Origin of the sequence: Pseudoalteromonas sp. G4 (genome assembly GCF_028875915.1) — a bacterium.
In the GTDB taxonomy this organism is placed as follows: Bacteria; Pseudomonadota; Gammaproteobacteria; order Enterobacterales; family Alteromonadaceae; genus Pseudoalteromonas.
Map to the genome: position 1 here is coordinate 16282 of NZ_JAPEHW010000049.1, position 15189 is coordinate 31470.

Sequence of the window (15189 nt, forward strand, 5' to 3'; positions counted from 1 at the left end):
GTTATAGAAGAAGAAAACTATGTCAAATAACACAGCGATTTTATTTCCTGGTCAAGGCTCACAATCAGTGGGCATGTTGGCTGAATTATTAGCTGAATCAGAAGTAGTAAAAGCTACTTTCAGTGAAGCAAGCGATGCACTGGGCTATGACCTTGCGGCATTAGTGCTAGAAGGTCCTGCAGAATCACTTAACGAAACACACTGCACTCAGCCTGCGTTATTAACGTCAAGTGTTGCAATTTATCGTCATTATCTTGCTAACGGTGGTGAAAAACCAAGTGCTATGGCAGGTCATAGCTTAGGTGAATACTCTGCACTGGTTTGTGCTGGTGTTATTTCACTTGCTGAAGCAGTAAAACTGGTTGAAAAACGTGGTATTTACATGCAAGAAGCGGTTCCAGCAGGAACAGGCGCAATGTACGCAATTATTGGCCTTGCTGATGATGCGATTGCAAAAGCATGTGCTGATGCAGCTCAAGGTGAAGTCGTGTCACCAGTTAACTTCAATTCACCTGGTCAAGTGGTTATTGCAGGCCAAAAAGCAGCGGTAGAGCGCGCCGGTGAATTATGTAAAGAAGCGGGTGCAAAGCGTGCATTACCGCTTGCTGTAAGCGTGCCGTCTCACTGTGCATTAATGAAGCCAGCAGCTGATAAGCTAGCTGAAGATTTAGCAGCAATTACATTTAATACACCTGAAATCTCAGTAATTAATAATGTTGATGTAGCTACTGAAACTGCAAGTGAAGCAATTAAAGATGCACTTGTACGCCAGTTATATAGCCCAGTACGTTGGACTGAAACAGTGCAAAAACTAGCACAAGATGGCTTAACAACAACTTATGAATTTGGCCCGGGTAAAGTATTAACGGGTCTTGCAAAACGTATTGATAAAAGCGTTAGCTGCGAAGCAGTTAATGATTTGAACTCTATTTCTAGCGTGTTAAACGCCTAATTATTGGAACATTTTATGAGTAACTTATTCTCTTTAGAAGGTAAGGTTGTACTAGTAACCGGCGCGAGTCGTGGTATTGGTAAATCAATTGCTGAAACGCTTGTATCACTTGGTGCGACGGTTGCAGGTACGGCAACTAGCGAAGGTGGCGCGACCAATATCAGTGATTATTTAGGTGAAAACGGTAAAGGTTACGCACTTAACGTAACAGACGCTGAATCAATTGAAGCAACATTAGCTGCGATTAAAGCTGATTTAGGCGATATTGATGTACTAGTAAATAATGCCGGTATCACACGTGATAATCTGTTAATGCGCATGAAAGACAGTGAATGGGATGACATTATCGACACCAACTTATCGTCAATCTTCCGTTTATCAAAAGCGGTATTACGTCCAATGATGAAAAAGAAAAAGGGTCGTATTATTAACGTAGGTTCTGTTGTTGGCACTATGGGTAATGCAGGTCAAGCAAACTATGCTGCGGCAAAAGCGGGTGTGATTGGTTTTTCTAAATCAATGGCACGTGAAGTAGCTTCTCGCGGTATTACGGTTAACGTAGTTGCACCAGGTTTTATTCAAACTGATATGACAGATGAGCTAACTGACGAGCAAAAAGCAGCAACGCTTGCTAACGTGCCGGCAAATCGTTTAGGTCAGCCGAACGAAATTGCAGCGGCTGTGGCTTATTTAGCATCTGACGCTGCTGCTTACGTAACAGGCGAAACTTTGCATGTAAATGGCGGCATGTACATGATCTAAGCCAAACGCTTATCGCAATTTCGGCGAAATTGTTTAATTTAGGCTTGAAATTGCGGTGAAAGTAGGCGATAAAAGGTTAGTTTTTGATTTGTGAGGTTCGACCAGATAATAAAAATGGAAATGAATCTTGAATCATAAAATTTTGCAGCGTAAACTACGCCGCAATCTGAAAAATAACGCAAAGCGTTTTTAATTAAGGAAATAAGAATGAGCAACATCCAAGAACGTGTTCAAAAAATCATCGTAGAGCAACTAGGTGTTCAAGCAGAAGAAGTTAAAGCAGAAGCATCATTTGTTGATGATTTAGGCGCTGATTCACTAGACACTGTAGAACTAGTAATGGCTCTTGAAGAAGAGTTTGACACTGAGATCCCAGACGAAGAAGCTGAGAAGATCACTACAGTTCAAGCAGCTATCGATTACGTTACTGCTCACGCTGAGTAATAAAAGCTTAGACAGTAAGGCAGCATTCCAGCTGCCTTTTGTTTTTCAAAAGCCCGCTTTCGGGCTTTTGTATTATCTGCACCTAATATATTTTGGAGATGACTGTGGCTAAACGTCGAGTAGTGGTTACTGGCCTAGGTATGTTAACCCCTCTAGGTAATGATGTTGATTCAACATGGCAAGGTTTATTAGCGGGTCAAAGTGGCATTGGTTTAATTGACCATTTTGATACGACTGACTTTGGTACTAAATTCGCGGGTCTTGTAAAAGATTTCGACCCAACGTTATACATGGCGAAAAAAGATACCAAAAAAATGGATTTATTCATTCAATACGGTATTGCCGCTGGTGTACAAGCGTTTAAAGATTCAGGCCTTGAAGTAACAGAAGAAAACGCTGAACGTATTGGTGTTGCGGTAGGTTCAGGTATTGGTGGCTTAACTCTAATTGAAGAAAACCACGTTAAGTTATTGAACAGCGGTCCACGCAAATTATCACCTTTTTATGTGCCTTCGACCATCATTAATATGATTTCTGGTCATTTGTCGATCATGCATGGCTTAAAAGGTCCTAATATCTCGATCGTAACGGCATGTACAACAGGTCTTCATAATATTGGTCATGCAGCTCGTATGATTGCTTACGGTGATGCAGACGCAATGGTAGCAGGTGGTGCAGAAAAAGCATCTACGCCAATTGGCATGGGTGGTTTTAGTTCGGCACGCGCGCTTTCTACACGTAATGATAACCCACAAGCGGCGTCTCGCCCTTGGGACAAAGACCGTGATGGTTTTGTACTTGCAGATGGTGCAGGTGTTGTTGTTTTAGAAGAATACGAACACGCAAAAGCACGTGGTGCAAAAATTTATGCTGAGCTTGTTGGCTTCGGTATGAGTGGTGATGCTTATCACATGACGTCACCACCGGAAGATGGCGCTGGCGCAGCCCTTGCGATGAAAAATGCACTTAATGATGCAGGTGTGAATGCAGAGCAAGTGGGCTACATTAATGCGCACGGTACATCAACACCAGCAGGTGATATTGCTGAAACCAACGCAGTTAAGTCTATTTATGGCGCAGCGGCAAGCGATGTATTAGTTAGCTCGACCAAATCAATGATGGGTCACTTACTGGGTGCTGCAGGTTCAGTTGAATCAATTGTAACGATTTTATCGCTTCGCGACCAAAAAGTAACACCGACAATCAACCTTGATAACCCAAGTGAAGGCTGTGACTTAGACTATGTTGCGCATACTGCGCGTGACGCTAAGTTAGACTATGCCCTATGTAATTCATTTGGCTTTGGTGGAACTAATGGCTCTTTATTATTTAAGAAGATATAATCGTTAGCAGAAATCAAAAAGTATTAAAAGCCTAGGATTTCCTAGGCTTTTTTGTCGCTATGGATATAACAATAATCAACAAAAATAATCCAAATACAGTGCCTACCAATGACAGAGCATTCCAGTACGGTGATGGCTTTTTTACTACCATCAAAGTAGTTGACGGTGAAGCGCAGTTATTAGAAGAACATTTGGCAAGACTTGAGCAATGTAGTACTCGTCTTTTCTTTGACAATATCAACCTAACTGGAATTGAATCGAAAATTAAACAGGTAGCGCAAACTCAGGCGCTTACTGTGGTAAAAGTGGTGGTTAGTCGTGGTCAAGGCGGACGAGGCTATCAAATACCTGAATCCCAATTACCGCAAGTTTACATCAGTTGTTTACCCTTTCCTGAAAATTACTTAACAATAAAAAACACAGGCATTGAACTTGATACGCTTGAAACACCACTTGCTATTAACCCATTAACAGCAGGCTTAAAAACCTTAAACCGATTGGAGCAGGTAATAGCCAAACAAGAGCTAAAGCAAAAAGGGTTTAATGAAGGGGTGTTGCTAAACTGCAATGGTGAAGTGATTGAAACCACAGTTGCAAACTTACTGCTATTAAAAAATGGCGAGCTTTTTACTCCTTGTCTTAAAAACTCAGGGATTTATGGCGTTTATTTAGCGCACCTTACAAAGCAACTCACAATTAATTTTAAAACACTTACTCTTGAAGATTTTTACGCTGCGGATAATGTATTTTGCTGTAATAGTTTAATGGGTATCGTGCCCATTACACGTATTGATAATACAGACTATGATAAAGACGCCGCGCTAACTTATTTAAGTGAGATTGCGCTATGATCCGTGCGCTTGCTTTTATCTTTACGTTTGTTGTGGCTGCTGGTGCATTTATTGGTATTCAGCTTAAACAATTACAAACTTCTCAAATCACAATTAATGAGCCAACACTTTATCAAATAAAAGCAGGCACCGGTGTGAATGCGATGTGCCACGCATTTCAAAAGAATAACTGGGTGAAGGATTGTTTTTGGTTAAAAGTGTACGCCAAAATTAATCCAGAGATGGTTAAGCTAAAGCAAGGTATGTATTTGATTGAGCAAAAACCTCTGCTTGCGATGATAAGCGACATGAATAATGGGCGGGATCATCAATTTCCATTTACTATTGTAGAAGGTAGCACCTTTAAACAAGTGCTTAGTGATTTTAAAAACGCTAAATACCTTGAAAACGTCTCAGAAATCGCATTAAAAAATGCGCTTAAAGATATTGGCATCAAACAAGATAACCCTGAGGGCTGGTTTTACCCCGACACCTATTTTTATTCTGCTGGTGATAGTCAGCTAGATATCCTAAAACGCGCTTATCAGAAGATGGTTAACACCTTAGACAGTGCATGGCAAACGCGCGATATGGCCGTTCCTCTTAAAACCAAGTATGACGCGTTAATTTTGGCGTCCATCATTGAAAAAGAATCTGGCCATAATGCCGAGCGAGATTTAATCGCTTCTGTATTTGTTAATCGGATTAATAAAGGCATGCGCTTACAAACCGACCCAACTGTGATTTATGGCTTGGGGGATGAATATCAAGGTGACATTAAATCGGAGCACTTAAGGCGCCATACGCCTTATAATACATATCGAATTAATGGTTTACCGCCTACACCGATTGCAATGCCATCAGAGCAAGCTATTTACGCGACTTTGAATCCGCGTTACTCTGATTTTTATTATTTTGTTGCATCGGGCGGTGGCGAGCATCACTTCTCAAAAACATTAGCTGAACATAATGCAGCAGTTAGGAAATATTTATTAAACAAATGATTGGTAAATTTATTGTAATTGAAGGCCTTGAAGGCGCTGGAAAGTCATCTGCAATTGCTGTTTGTCAGCAACTATTAAATGACGCAGAGATTAGTTTTGTGAATACCCGTGAGCCAGGCGGCACGCCACTGGCAGAGTCGCTGCGTAGCCTTGTTAAAGCGACACATGAAGAAAAAGTAAGTGATGCAACAGAGCTGTTATTAATGTACGCAGCGCGCTCTCAATTGGTTGAAAATGTAATTACACCAGCACTTACAAAGGGCGATTGGGTACTAGGTGACAGACACGATTTATCGTCACAAGCTTATCAAGGCGGTGGTAGAGAAATTGAAAAACATAAACTTGACGCCTTAGCCAATATTGTCCTGGGTGATTTAAAACCAGATTTAACCCTGTATTTGGATATTGACCCTAAAATTGGCTTGGCACGTGCAGCTAATCGCGGTGAACTTGACCGCATTGAGCTTGAGCAGCTTAGTTTTTTTGAAAGAACCCGCGAGGTTTATTTAGCAGCCGCAAAGAGTGACAGCAGCATAATTACAATTGATGCCAGTCAACCAATGGATAAAGTACATTCAGACATTAAAAATGCACTTAAACAGTTTATAGCAGGGGCAACTGCGTGATCCCAACCTGGCTTCAAAACGATTATCAAAGATTAGTTGCGCTTGGTGCAAATAAACACTTGCATCATGGTCTTTTATTACTTGGTAATCAGGGAGTTGGTAGTTTTGATTTGGCCCAGCAACTTGCCATTGATTTATTGTGTTTAACTAATCCCATGCAGGCATGTGGCCACTGTAAAGCATGTCTATTAAATCAAAGTCAAACACACCCAGATTATTTACTAATTGCACCAGAAAAAGACACGATTAGTGTTGAACAAGTACGTGCAATTAGTGACTTTTTTGTTACCAGCGCAAGTTATCAGGGCAATAAAGTTGTTATTATTAAAAATGCTGAGAGTTTAACGTTATCTGCGAGTAATGCACTGTTAAAAACATTAGAAGAACCTAACAGCAATCGCTACTTAATGTTATTAGCGCAAAATAGCGCTGCGATGCCTGCGACTATTTTAAGTCGTTGCTTTAAAGTGCAACTAAGCGTTGACCTTGAGCTTGCGAAGTCTTTTATCAGCAGCTTAGGCATTGATATTAATGCACCATGGGTGAAAGCTTTTTTACACAGCCCGCAAACCCTTGCACTTTGGCAGCAGCAAGAGAAAATTAATGTCATAGAAGATTTATACACTATGATAATGCAAAGTGGCCTCCAAACACGCCATAAGCAATTGCTTGAACTTTTTAATCAAAACCCTGATTATATAGACATATTTGTGCAATTTTACGCACAAAAATTGCAAACTGAGCTACTCAGTAATACGCTTGATATAAAACGCTACCAAGAAAAAACTCAAGCGTTACTCAGCTTTGCAGATAAATTTAAAGAAGTTAAAGGACTTAATTTGTCATTACAGTTAAATCAATTACTGAAAAAATTAAGTTATTTATAAATAGGACATTATTTTGCAAGAATTACTCGTTGATTTTGAAGACACACGTGAGCTTTACAAAAGCTACATGCCTTACCTTAAAACAGGTGGCTTATTTGTTCGTACTAATATGCAATTTGAAATGTCACAGCCCCTTGCGCTTCGCATTAGCTTACCAGATGCACTTGAAGAAGATGTGATCACCGGTGAAGTAGTGTGGATCACACCGCAAGGCAGTCAAAACTCTAATCCACCTGGTATTGGCGTTAGCTTTATTGATGATAAAGGCCAAGTACGCGATAAAATCGAAAAAATGCTAGGTGGTATGTTAAACTCTAGCGATCCCACTTATACCATGTAGTTTATGGATTTTTTGTGATTGTAGATTCTCATTGTCATTTAGACAGATTAAATTTTGATGAGCTTGGCTTATCGCTCGAACAAGTACTTGATAACGCTCGCGCCAAAAAAGTAGAACACTTTTTATGTGTATCAGTCACCCTTGATCAATTTCCAGGTATGCTGGAAAAAGTGCAAGGCTTTGATGATGTATCAGTAAGTTGCGGCGTTCATCCGCTTGATCAAAAAGATGTACTTGATAAAGGCCGTTTATTAAACCTTGCTAATAACGATAAAGTGGTCGCCATTGGTGAAACAGGGCTTGATTACTATTACAGTAAAGACACCCACCAAGTGCAAAAAGATTCGTTTGCAGGGCATATTGATGTCGCAAATGAATTAAATAAACCGCTGATTATTCATACCCGAGACGCAAAGAAAGACACGTTAGACATTATGCGTGCGCACAATGCTGAAAACTGTGGCGGTGTACTCCATTGCTTTACTGAAGATTGGGAAATGGCAAAGCAGGCACTCGACCTTGGTTTTTATATTTCTATTTCAGGCATTGTTACCTTTAGAAATGCCGCAGCACTGCGTGAAGTTGTTGAAAAAATACCGCTAGATCGTTTGCTAATTGAAACAGATTCTCCGTACTTAGCGCCTGTGCCGCACCGTGGTAAAACAAACCAGCCTGCATACGTTGAAGATGTTGCATATTTTATTGCGGATCTTAAAAAACTATCGTTTTCAGAGCTTGCTAAAGCCACTACAGATAACTTCTACCAGTTATTTAAGCTCGCCAAGTAGAATACGTTGGAAAATTGCGTGACCTTGCCTCTTTTACTTACAGGCCCGATGATCCGAAGAGCGGAGCCATCGAAAGTCACGCTGTTTTTTGTCAGCAGCAAATCTCTTCCATTTAATGTAAGCTCGTCCACGTTAGTTGATTTTTCACAGTCGCATCATATTTTGCCGCTGGGCGAGCATTGCTTTTGTCATTATTACTTTTTAACACCAAACGCCAATTCGCAATTTCCTGTTGATGTACTTGTTGATTATCAACTAAGTTTAAATGAAGAACCAATTGATTTAAGTGCTTATTTTCTAGAAGGGCAAACGCAATGTGCGTTTGTAATTCCAAAACAACTAAAAAGCATTCTACATGGTTCGTGCCGCAACCCTCATCATGAGTCAAAAGATGCGTTAATCACCGCAAGTGATTTTCTCGCGTCTAAACGTCAACAAGCTAGCGAAGAGCCAAGTGTGTTGATTATGTCGGGCGACCAAATATATGCCGATGATGTTGCTGGCCCAATGCTACTTGCAATCGAAAAGCTAATTGATGCCCTTAAACTGTTTAAAGAGCCGTGTTTAATTGAACCGCTTGAATTTTCGTCAAGCCATACACTGTATACACGCGATACTATTTTACCTAATACTAAATGGCACGAGCGCTCAAAGCTTGAACTAGGTTATTGGCTGCGCCGTGACTTAGAGCACTTTACGAGCCTTAAATCACACAACCATTTGGTGCATATTGAAGAGTTTTTTGCTCTTTATTTGTTAACAACCAGTGCGGCTTGTTGGCATTTAATTGATATTGACAGCTTAATTTTTGATTCAAACAACGCAAGCCATCAAGGCAAGTTTCAAGAGGAAAAGTCGAATATCACTGAGTTTGTGAAAGGCTTGCCTATTGTTGAAAGGTTACTTGCTAATATTTCGCACATAACCATGTTTGATGATCATGATGTTACGGATGATTGGAACTTAACAGCTGGCTGGGAGCAAGCGGTTTATTCTAATCCAGTAAGTAAACGTATTATTGCCAATGGCCTTATTAGTTACTTAGTGTTCCAAGGTGTAGGCAATGATGGCGGTGAGTTTACAGAAAAACTCTTGCAACAACTTGCAGAGCACATTGGCAATGGCTACAGCAATATAAAAGCATTTGATAAACATATTTTGGCATTTGATAAATGGCACTACTGTTTAGACACCACACCAAAAATAATCGCGTTAGATACACGTACGCATCGCTGGCGTAACGAAACAGATTTTAATGAGCCATCAGGTTTGCTTGATTGGGAACAATTGGTAGAACTTGATAATAAAATGACCGGCCTTGAAGAGGTGATCCTGATTTCTCCGGCTCCTGTGTTTGGCGTTAAATCAATTGAAGCAATCCAAGCAATATTTAATTTTTGTGGTCAGCCGTTATTGGTAGATGTTGAAAACTGGATGGCCCATGAAGGTGCTGCGCGTAAATTAATGCAAATTTTTAAGCGTGCTGATACCCCCATCGAAACACTGATTTTATCAGGCGATGTGCATTATTCATTTTGCTTTTCTGTACAAAGCCGATTTTCAAACCGCGATAACCGTATTTGGCAATTAACCGCCAGCGGTATAAAAAACGAATTTCCTAAATCCCTACTGAATAAATTAAATACACTAGACAGTATTTTATACCACCCAAGTAGCCCGCTAAATTTCTTTACTAAACGTTGGCAAATGAAGGTACATAAGCACCGCCATAAAGAGTCACAAAAGCATTTAGTGAGTGATTCGGCGGTAAGTTTAGTGCACCTTGAAAACGAACGACTAACGCAATATCAGCTTTTACATGGTGATGGAAACATCACAGAATTCGATTTACGCGAAAAAAGCTGATTTAACGGCGGGTTTTTAGCGTTCATAGCAGTGTAAAATGCGCTTTTTTAGCTTGAAATACACGGTATTTGGCGGTGTTAAAGGCTAGATAAAAATTGCCCAGGACCAATCCACATTGTCCTGGGCTTAGGGGAATGGCTCATTTGATGAGCCGTGCGCTAACTTAAAAACTTTATCATTCATAGGGAGAAGTGAAAAAGTATTAGTAATTGTAGTTAAATTAATCCAAAAAAGGAAATTTTTGCTCAAAAAATAACCTCAACTAAAACAGTTGGTTACAGACTTTTTAAGATTTTGTTAACAAATGTATTCAAGGTTATTCCCAAGTTATCAACTGGCTATCCCTAACTAATTCACGTGGTAAACCGTTTTTAATTTTGTTTTTTTGCCACTTACCTAAGCCCACACAGGTATTATTCAGCATTAACAGTACTTCGTCTTTGTCGGAAGTTACTTGTGCTAATTTAATATCTTTACCCTGAAAGTAGTCAGAAGCCTCTGAAAGTGACAGTTTATGGGTGTTTTTAAGGGCTTCAGCGCCAAAACAAGTTGCAAATTCGTGATTTAAACGAACCCCATTTTTATGAATCTTACCCAGTAAAATACCAATGCGGCTGTATTTAATTTTATCGATGACGTTGGCTATTTTTGATGGGAACAACCAAAGCTCTTGGTCGCGTTGCCAAAGTTCACCTGCAAGCGGTTTCATCGCAAATTGTTTTTTGATTATTTGGTTAAACTGCTCGGTGATTTTTTTATCGGCAGGGGTGAACGGAAATGCGCCTTTTTTTATTTTTGGTTCAGGCTGTGGCACATGGGATTTTTTAACAAATTTGGCTACAAAGAAACCCTCAGTATCGTAAATTTGTGGCCAAATATGTAAGTAACCTTCAGCGGTTGCTGAGGCCTCTGCATTTTCAAATAAATGATTAAGCGGGACTACCTCAACATGATCAGCAAAGGTGGTTAACAGGTGTTGGCATACTGCTTGGTTTTCAAGCGGTGTTAATGTGCAGGTTGAATAAACCAAAGTACCACCAGCTTTTAAAGCATAAAATGCACTTTCAATTAGGCGCTTTTGTACATCAGCAATTTCAATATTAGATTCTATGGACCAATTTTTTAGTGCATTTTCGTCTTTACGAATAGTACCTTCGCCAGAGCATGGGGCATCTAACAAGATATGGTCAAAACTCTGTTCCATATACTGGCCAAAAATACTGGCGTCAAAGTGCGAAAGGGCGCAGTTGCTAATGCCTAAACGCTCCATATTGGCACTTAACGATTTAATACGTGAACTCGAATACTCATTGGCAACTAAGACACCTTCGCTTGAAAGTGCTTCGGCAATTTGTGTTGATTTACTGCCAGGTGCGGCCGCCATATCTAGCACACAGCAGTCGCTTAAATCATTGCCATTTAATAGGGCGGTAACAGGCATCATTGAACTTGCTTCTTGCACATAGATGCAACCAGACAAGTGAATATCGGTATTTCCAAGCGAAAGTGATTGTTGGTTTTCAGGACGCACTAGCCAAAAGCCGTTTTCACACCATGGCACTTGCGTAATTTGCCAATCGTTTTGATCTGCATACTGTTTAAAACTGTCGACAGACATTTTTTTTGTATTGACGCGTACAGCAGTTCTAAGTGGTTTCTTACATGAGGCTAGGTAATCGTCAATTGATAGGTGAGAAGGAATATAGCTTTCAACATCATCAACGAAGGTTTGTGGAATAAAAATATTAGCGTGCACTTTTTCTCTGCCAACAAAGGTATTTACACCAATAATACAGGAAATGTGGCACACTAAGCAGCATTCATAATAATAATAATCTGATTATGCTTAACAAAATTTGGTTATCTTTCTTTATTATTGCGTTTGTATCCGCGCTTGCCACTTGGATGGGCGGTGATGGCCTTGTATTTGAACGGCTGGTAAAAGCCCTGTTTAGTATGGCTAAAGTATCCGTTGAAATTGCTATCGGCCTAATTGGGGCACTGTGTTTTTGGTTAGGGGTAATGAAAATTGCCGAGCGCGGTGGCATGGTTGATGTATTGGCCAAAGGGTTATCGCCACTGTTTACCCGTTTAATGCCCGATGTGCCAAAAGGCCACCCAGCATTTGGTTCCATCACAATGAATTTAAGCGCTAATTTACTAGGCCTTGATAACGCCGCAACGCCGATGGGCATTAAAGCCATGCATGATTTGCAATCGCTTAACAAAACACCTGATACTGCAACCAATGCGCAAATTCTGTTTTTAGTATTAAACACCAGCTCAGTAACCTTATTTCCAATTGCGGTATTTGTTTATCGCGCGCAGCAAGGCGCCGCCAGCCCAACGGATGTATTTATTCCTATTTTATTAGCAACTTTTGCCTCTACCTTTGTTGGTTTGCTTGTTACCTGCGCTATTCAGCGAATTAAACTGTTTAATACTGTTGTGCTGTTATACCTTGGTGGGTTAGTAGCCATTGTGATGGCACTTATTTTGTATTTTATGAACCTGACTACAGAGTTGATGCAAACGCACTCCGCGATTTTCAGTAACTTTTTAATATTCGCCTTTATTATTGTGTGTTTATGTTGGGCAAGTATTAAAAAAATAGATGTGTACGACAGCTTTATTACAGGCGCCAAACAAGGGTTCGAACTGTCTATCTCTCTCATCCCATATTTATTAGCCATGCTATGTGCCATTGGGGTGTTTAGAGCGAGTGGGGCGCTTGATTATGTATTGGATTGGCTACGCACTTTAGTGATTACGCTAGGCGGTGATACACAATTTGTAGATGCCATGCCAACCGCTTTTATGAAGCCACTTTCAGGCTCTGGCGCACGGGCAATGATGTTAGAAACCATGAATACCCATGGCGCAGATTCATTTGCAGGGCGTTTAGCATCTACCATTCAAGGTTCTACCGAAACCACTTTTTATGTGTTAGCCGTGTACTTTGGTGCAGTTGGCATTAAGCATACCCGGCATGCAGTAGGCTGTGGCTTAGCTGCAGATTTAGCAGGTATTTTAACAGCCATTGGCGTGTGCTACTGGTTTTTTGGTTAGTTGTTATAAAATTAAACGTTTACAAATGCGACAAGGGGCTAATCACACCGTTTGCTCCTTGTTGCAAAACATGCGTATAAATTTGCGTAGTTTTAACATCGCTATGACCTAATTGTGCTTGAACAGTACGAATATCTGCACCACTTTGCAGTAAATGTGTTGCAAAGGAGTGCCTGAGTGTATGTGGAGTAATCGGTTTATTCAGGTTTGCGGCTTGTGCTGCACTTTTGATGGCCTTTCTAACACCGGTTTGATGGAAGTGGTGACGGCGTATTTCGCCTGTTTCAGGATCGGCGCTTAGTTTATGCGAAGGAAAAAGATACTGCCAAAGTAATGATTTATTTGCGTTTGGATATTTTCTAGCAAGAGCATTAGGCATCCAGACCCCTGCGTATTGTGCATTTTGCAAATCAATCTTTAAATATTCATCAACTTGTATAATTTGATTTCTTAGCATGGGTATCAGTTCAACAGCAAGCGTGACGACTCGATGCTTTGTACCTTTACCGTTCCATATACGAACACACTTATAGTCGAAATCAATGTCTTGAACTCTCAATTGCACTGCTTCCATAACACGTAAACCACTGCCGTACATTAACCCAGCAATTAAATAGTAATGTTTTTTAAGGCAAGCCATTAAACGCCTAATTTCGTCTGGCGTCATGACAATAGGAAGCTTTGCTTGCCTTTTACTACGCACAAAAGATAGATTGCAAGACAACTCATTACCAATAATATGTTTGTAGAGAAAAGCTAATGAGTTTAATGCAGTTGCTTGTGTTCTCGGAGATACATTTCCTTTGAGTACAATATAATCTAGATATTCGATTACTTCGTTATCTCCCATTGATGCAGGATGGCGTTTATTATGGAAATGTATAAAAGAAGCAATCCATTTTAGATAAGTATCGACAGTTCTGATTGAATATTGGCGAGTTAACATAAATTCAGCAATATAGTTTAAAAACGGAGAACGTGTTTTCATTATCTCATCCAATTAACACTGTATATTTATACAGTATTACATGGTTTCTCCTATATTCAAGAAAACGACCCAATGGGTCGTTTTTAAAATTCATAAATAATGTAGCAGCAAAAAAATATGATATATAGCAACAGATTACGATTTATGTTAAAAGTGGTTTAATAAGATAAATGACCCAATGTTCGCTAGAAAAACGACCCATTGGGTCGATATTAAATTGTTAGATTTCATGTTAGCTATAATTTCGCAATATTTAGTATAAAAACCATAACTAGGAAAAAAATATGACTGAGAATGCCCAAAAAAATGCAAAACCTTTTTCTCAAACGTTTTTTCATGGAACCAAAGCAGATCTTAAATTGGGAGATCTTATAGAAACAGGGTTTAATTCAAATTTTGGACAAAATAATAAGGCTAAGTATATATTTTTGACAGCTACACTAGATGCTGCCATTTGGGGAGCAGAGCTTGCCCTAGGCAATGGTCGCGAAAGAATTTATTTGGTTGAGCCAACAGGCCCAATTGAAAATGATCCTGACCTAACGGATAGAAAGTTCCCAGGGAATCCAACTATGTCATATCGTTCAACCCATTCATTTAAAGTTGTAGGTGAAGTATCAAGCTGGCAGGGTCATTCAATAGAGCAAGTTAAAGCAATGAAAGATGGTTTAAATAAACTACATGAACAGGGCATTAACTCTTTAAATGAAATCTAACAAGTCGGTGCACATGACTGCTAACACGTCACTCGGTTTTCTCTGCCTTCGGCAGTATAGCAAACCATCGTGCCTTAGTTTGCGCAGCATGTGACCTAGGCGTTAGATGTAATTAACCGGAAAGTTGCGCACGAATAATTTTTTTCTTCAAGACTGCAATTTTAAGAGAAAAAGACATATACTCCCTTCGAATCATATTGGAGGCGGATCATGAAAAGCTGGTTATTTCTTACTATTGCGATTCTTGGAGAGGTAGTTGCAACATCTTCATTAAAGTCCAGTGAAGGTTTTACGAAGCTCGTACCATCTTTCATCGTAATTGTTGGCTATGGAATTGCATTTTATTTCCTTTCATTGGTCATGAAGTCTATTCCTGTAGGGGTGGCCTATGCAGTTTGGTCTGGCCTTGGCGTAGTATTAGTCACTGCTGTTGCATGGGGGCTTTACGGGCAAAAGATTGATGCATGGGGTTTCGTGGGTATTAGTTTAATAGTTTGCGGTGTATTGGTTTTAAATTTGCTTTCTAAGGCAAGCGTTCATTAAGTGGCACTGGCATCTAACAATCGGCAGCAGG

General features: G+C 40.0%; 16 protein-coding genes. 14 read left to right on the forward strand and 2 right to left on the reverse strand.

Going from position 1 to position 15189, the window contains the following annotated elements:
* Positions 1–19 precede the first annotated feature (19 nt).
* The 11 genes from fabD (at position 20) to ON073_RS13945 (ending at position 9842) form a co-directional block, all read left to right on the forward strand.
* Positions 20–952, forward strand: coding sequence for an ACP S-malonyltransferase (fabD, locus tag ON073_RS13895; protein WP_274762481.1), 933 nt, complete (start codon positions 20–22; stop codon positions 950–952).
* Between the two features lie 15 nt (positions 953–967).
* Positions 968–1714, forward strand: a complete 747-nt coding sequence (gene fabG, locus ON073_RS13900) for a 3-oxoacyl-ACP reductase FabG (RefSeq protein ID WP_274762482.1) — start codon at positions 968–970, stop codon at positions 1712–1714.
* 207 nt (positions 1715–1921) lie between these two features.
* Positions 1922–2158: an acyl carrier protein gene (acpP, locus tag ON073_RS13905; protein WP_274762483.1), complete on the forward strand. Its 237-nt coding sequence runs from the start codon at positions 1922–1924 to the stop codon at positions 2156–2158.
* Between the two features lie 104 nt (positions 2159–2262).
* Entirely contained in the window at positions 2263–3501 is a 1239-nt protein-coding gene (fabF, locus tag ON073_RS13910; RefSeq protein WP_274762484.1) for a beta-ketoacyl-ACP synthase II, read from the forward strand.
* 59 nt (positions 3502–3560) lie between these two features.
* On the forward strand, positions 3561–4352 hold the full coding sequence (gene pabC, locus ON073_RS13915) for an aminodeoxychorismate lyase (protein WP_274762485.1): 792 nt from the start codon (positions 3561–3563) through the stop codon (positions 4350–4352).
* Positions 4349–5335, forward strand: a complete 987-nt coding sequence (gene mltG, locus ON073_RS13920) for an endolytic transglycosylase MltG (protein WP_274762486.1) — start codon at positions 4349–4351, stop codon at positions 5333–5335. The genes pabC and mltG overlap by 4 nt, the downstream gene beginning before the upstream one ends.
* Positions 5332–5961: a dTMP kinase gene (gene tmk / locus ON073_RS13925; protein ID WP_274762487.1), complete on the forward strand. Its 630-nt coding sequence runs from the start codon at positions 5332–5334 to the stop codon at positions 5959–5961. Before mltG ends, tmk begins: the two co-directional genes overlap by 4 nt.
* Entirely contained in the window at positions 5958–6848 is an 891-nt protein-coding gene (locus ON073_RS13930; protein WP_274762488.1) for a hypothetical protein, read from the forward strand. Before tmk ends, ON073_RS13930 begins: the two co-directional genes overlap by 4 nt.
* Before the next feature lie 13 nt (positions 6849–6861).
* Positions 6862–7188 carry a PilZ domain-containing protein gene (locus ON073_RS13935; protein ID WP_054981038.1) on the forward strand — a complete coding sequence of 109 codons (327 nt, stop codon included), beginning with the start codon at positions 6862–6864 and terminating at the stop codon, positions 7186–7188.
* Positions 7189–7202: 14 nt separating this feature from the next.
* Positions 7203–7976, forward strand: a complete 774-nt coding sequence (locus ON073_RS13940; RefSeq protein ID WP_274762489.1) for a TatD family hydrolase — start codon at positions 7203–7205, stop codon at positions 7974–7976.
* A gap of 48 nt (positions 7977–8024) precedes the next feature.
* Positions 8025–9842, forward strand: a complete 1818-nt coding sequence (locus tag ON073_RS13945; RefSeq protein ID WP_274762495.1) for a metallophosphatase — start codon at positions 8025–8027, stop codon at positions 9840–9842.
* 316 nt (positions 9843–10158) lie between these two features.
* On the opposite strand, the gene rsmF is transcribed toward ON073_RS13945, so the two are convergent.
* The gene (gene rsmF, locus ON073_RS13950) at positions 10159–11598 is read right to left on the reverse strand and encodes a 16S rRNA (cytosine(1407)-C(5))-methyltransferase RsmF (protein WP_274762490.1); all 1440 of its coding nucleotides are present in this window, start codon (positions 11596–11598) and stop codon (positions 10159–10161) included.
* An 86-nt stretch (positions 11599–11684) separates the two neighbouring features.
* On the opposite strand from rsmF, the gene ON073_RS13955 reads away from it, so the two are divergent.
* On the forward strand, positions 11685–12911 hold the full coding sequence (locus tag ON073_RS13955) for a nucleoside recognition domain-containing protein (protein ID WP_274762491.1): 1227 nt from the start codon (positions 11685–11687) through the stop codon (positions 12909–12911).
* A gap of 19 nt (positions 12912–12930) precedes the next feature.
* Here the strand turns inward: ON073_RS13955 and ON073_RS13960 are convergent, their stop codons facing one another.
* On the reverse strand, positions 12931–13899 hold the full coding sequence (locus ON073_RS13960; RefSeq protein ID WP_274762492.1) for an integron integrase: 969 nt from the start codon (positions 13897–13899) through the stop codon (positions 12931–12933).
* Positions 13900–14183: 284 nt separating this feature from the next.
* Between ON073_RS13960 and arr the strand changes: the two genes are divergently transcribed.
* Both arr and qacK read left to right on the forward strand, forming a co-directional pair.
* A complete protein-coding gene (arr, locus tag ON073_RS13965) occupies positions 14184–14615 on the forward strand; it encodes an NAD(+)--rifampin ADP-ribosyltransferase (protein ID WP_274762493.1) in 432 nt (143 codons plus the stop codon).
* Between the two features lie 207 nt (positions 14616–14822).
* The gene (gene qacK, locus ON073_RS13970; protein ID WP_446728532.1) at positions 14823–15158 is read left to right on the forward strand and encodes a quaternary ammonium compound efflux SMR transporter QacK; all 336 of its coding nucleotides are present in this window, start codon (positions 14823–14825) and stop codon (positions 15156–15158) included.
* Positions 15159–15189 lie beyond the last annotated feature (31 nt).

Bases quoted from the DNA above. Each gene is read 5' to 3' on its own strand.
- fabD (WP_274762481.1), top strand. From the start codon at position 20: ATGTCAAATAACACAGCGATTTTATTTCCTGGTCAAGGCTCACAATCA.
- fabG (WP_274762482.1), top strand. From the start codon at position 968: ATGAGTAACTTATTCTCTTTAGAAGGTAAGGTTGTACTAGTAACCGGC.
- acpP (WP_274762483.1), top strand. From the start codon at position 1,922: ATGAGCAACATCCAAGAACGTGTTCAAAAAATCATCGTAGAGCAACTA.
- pabC (WP_274762485.1), top strand. From the start codon at position 3,561: ATGGATATAACAATAATCAACAAAAATAATCCAAATACAGTGCCTACC.
- mltG (WP_274762486.1), top strand. From the start codon at position 4,349: ATGATCCGTGCGCTTGCTTTTATCTTTACGTTTGTTGTGGCTGCTGGT.
- tmk (WP_274762487.1), top strand. From the start codon at position 5,332: ATGATTGGTAAATTTATTGTAATTGAAGGCCTTGAAGGCGCTGGAAAG.
- ON073_RS13945 (WP_274762495.1), top strand. From the start codon at position 8,025: ATGATCCGAAGAGCGGAGCCATCGAAAGTCACGCTGTTTTTTGTCAGC.
- ON073_RS13955 (WP_274762491.1), top strand. From the start codon at position 11,685: ATGCTTAACAAAATTTGGTTATCTTTCTTTATTATTGCGTTTGTATCC.
- ON073_RS13960 (WP_274762492.1), bottom strand. From the start codon at position 13,899: ATGAAAACACGTTCTCCGTTTTTAAACTATATTGCTGAATTTATGTTA.
- arr (WP_274762493.1), top strand. From the start codon at position 14,184: ATGACTGAGAATGCCCAAAAAAATGCAAAACCTTTTTCTCAAACGTTT.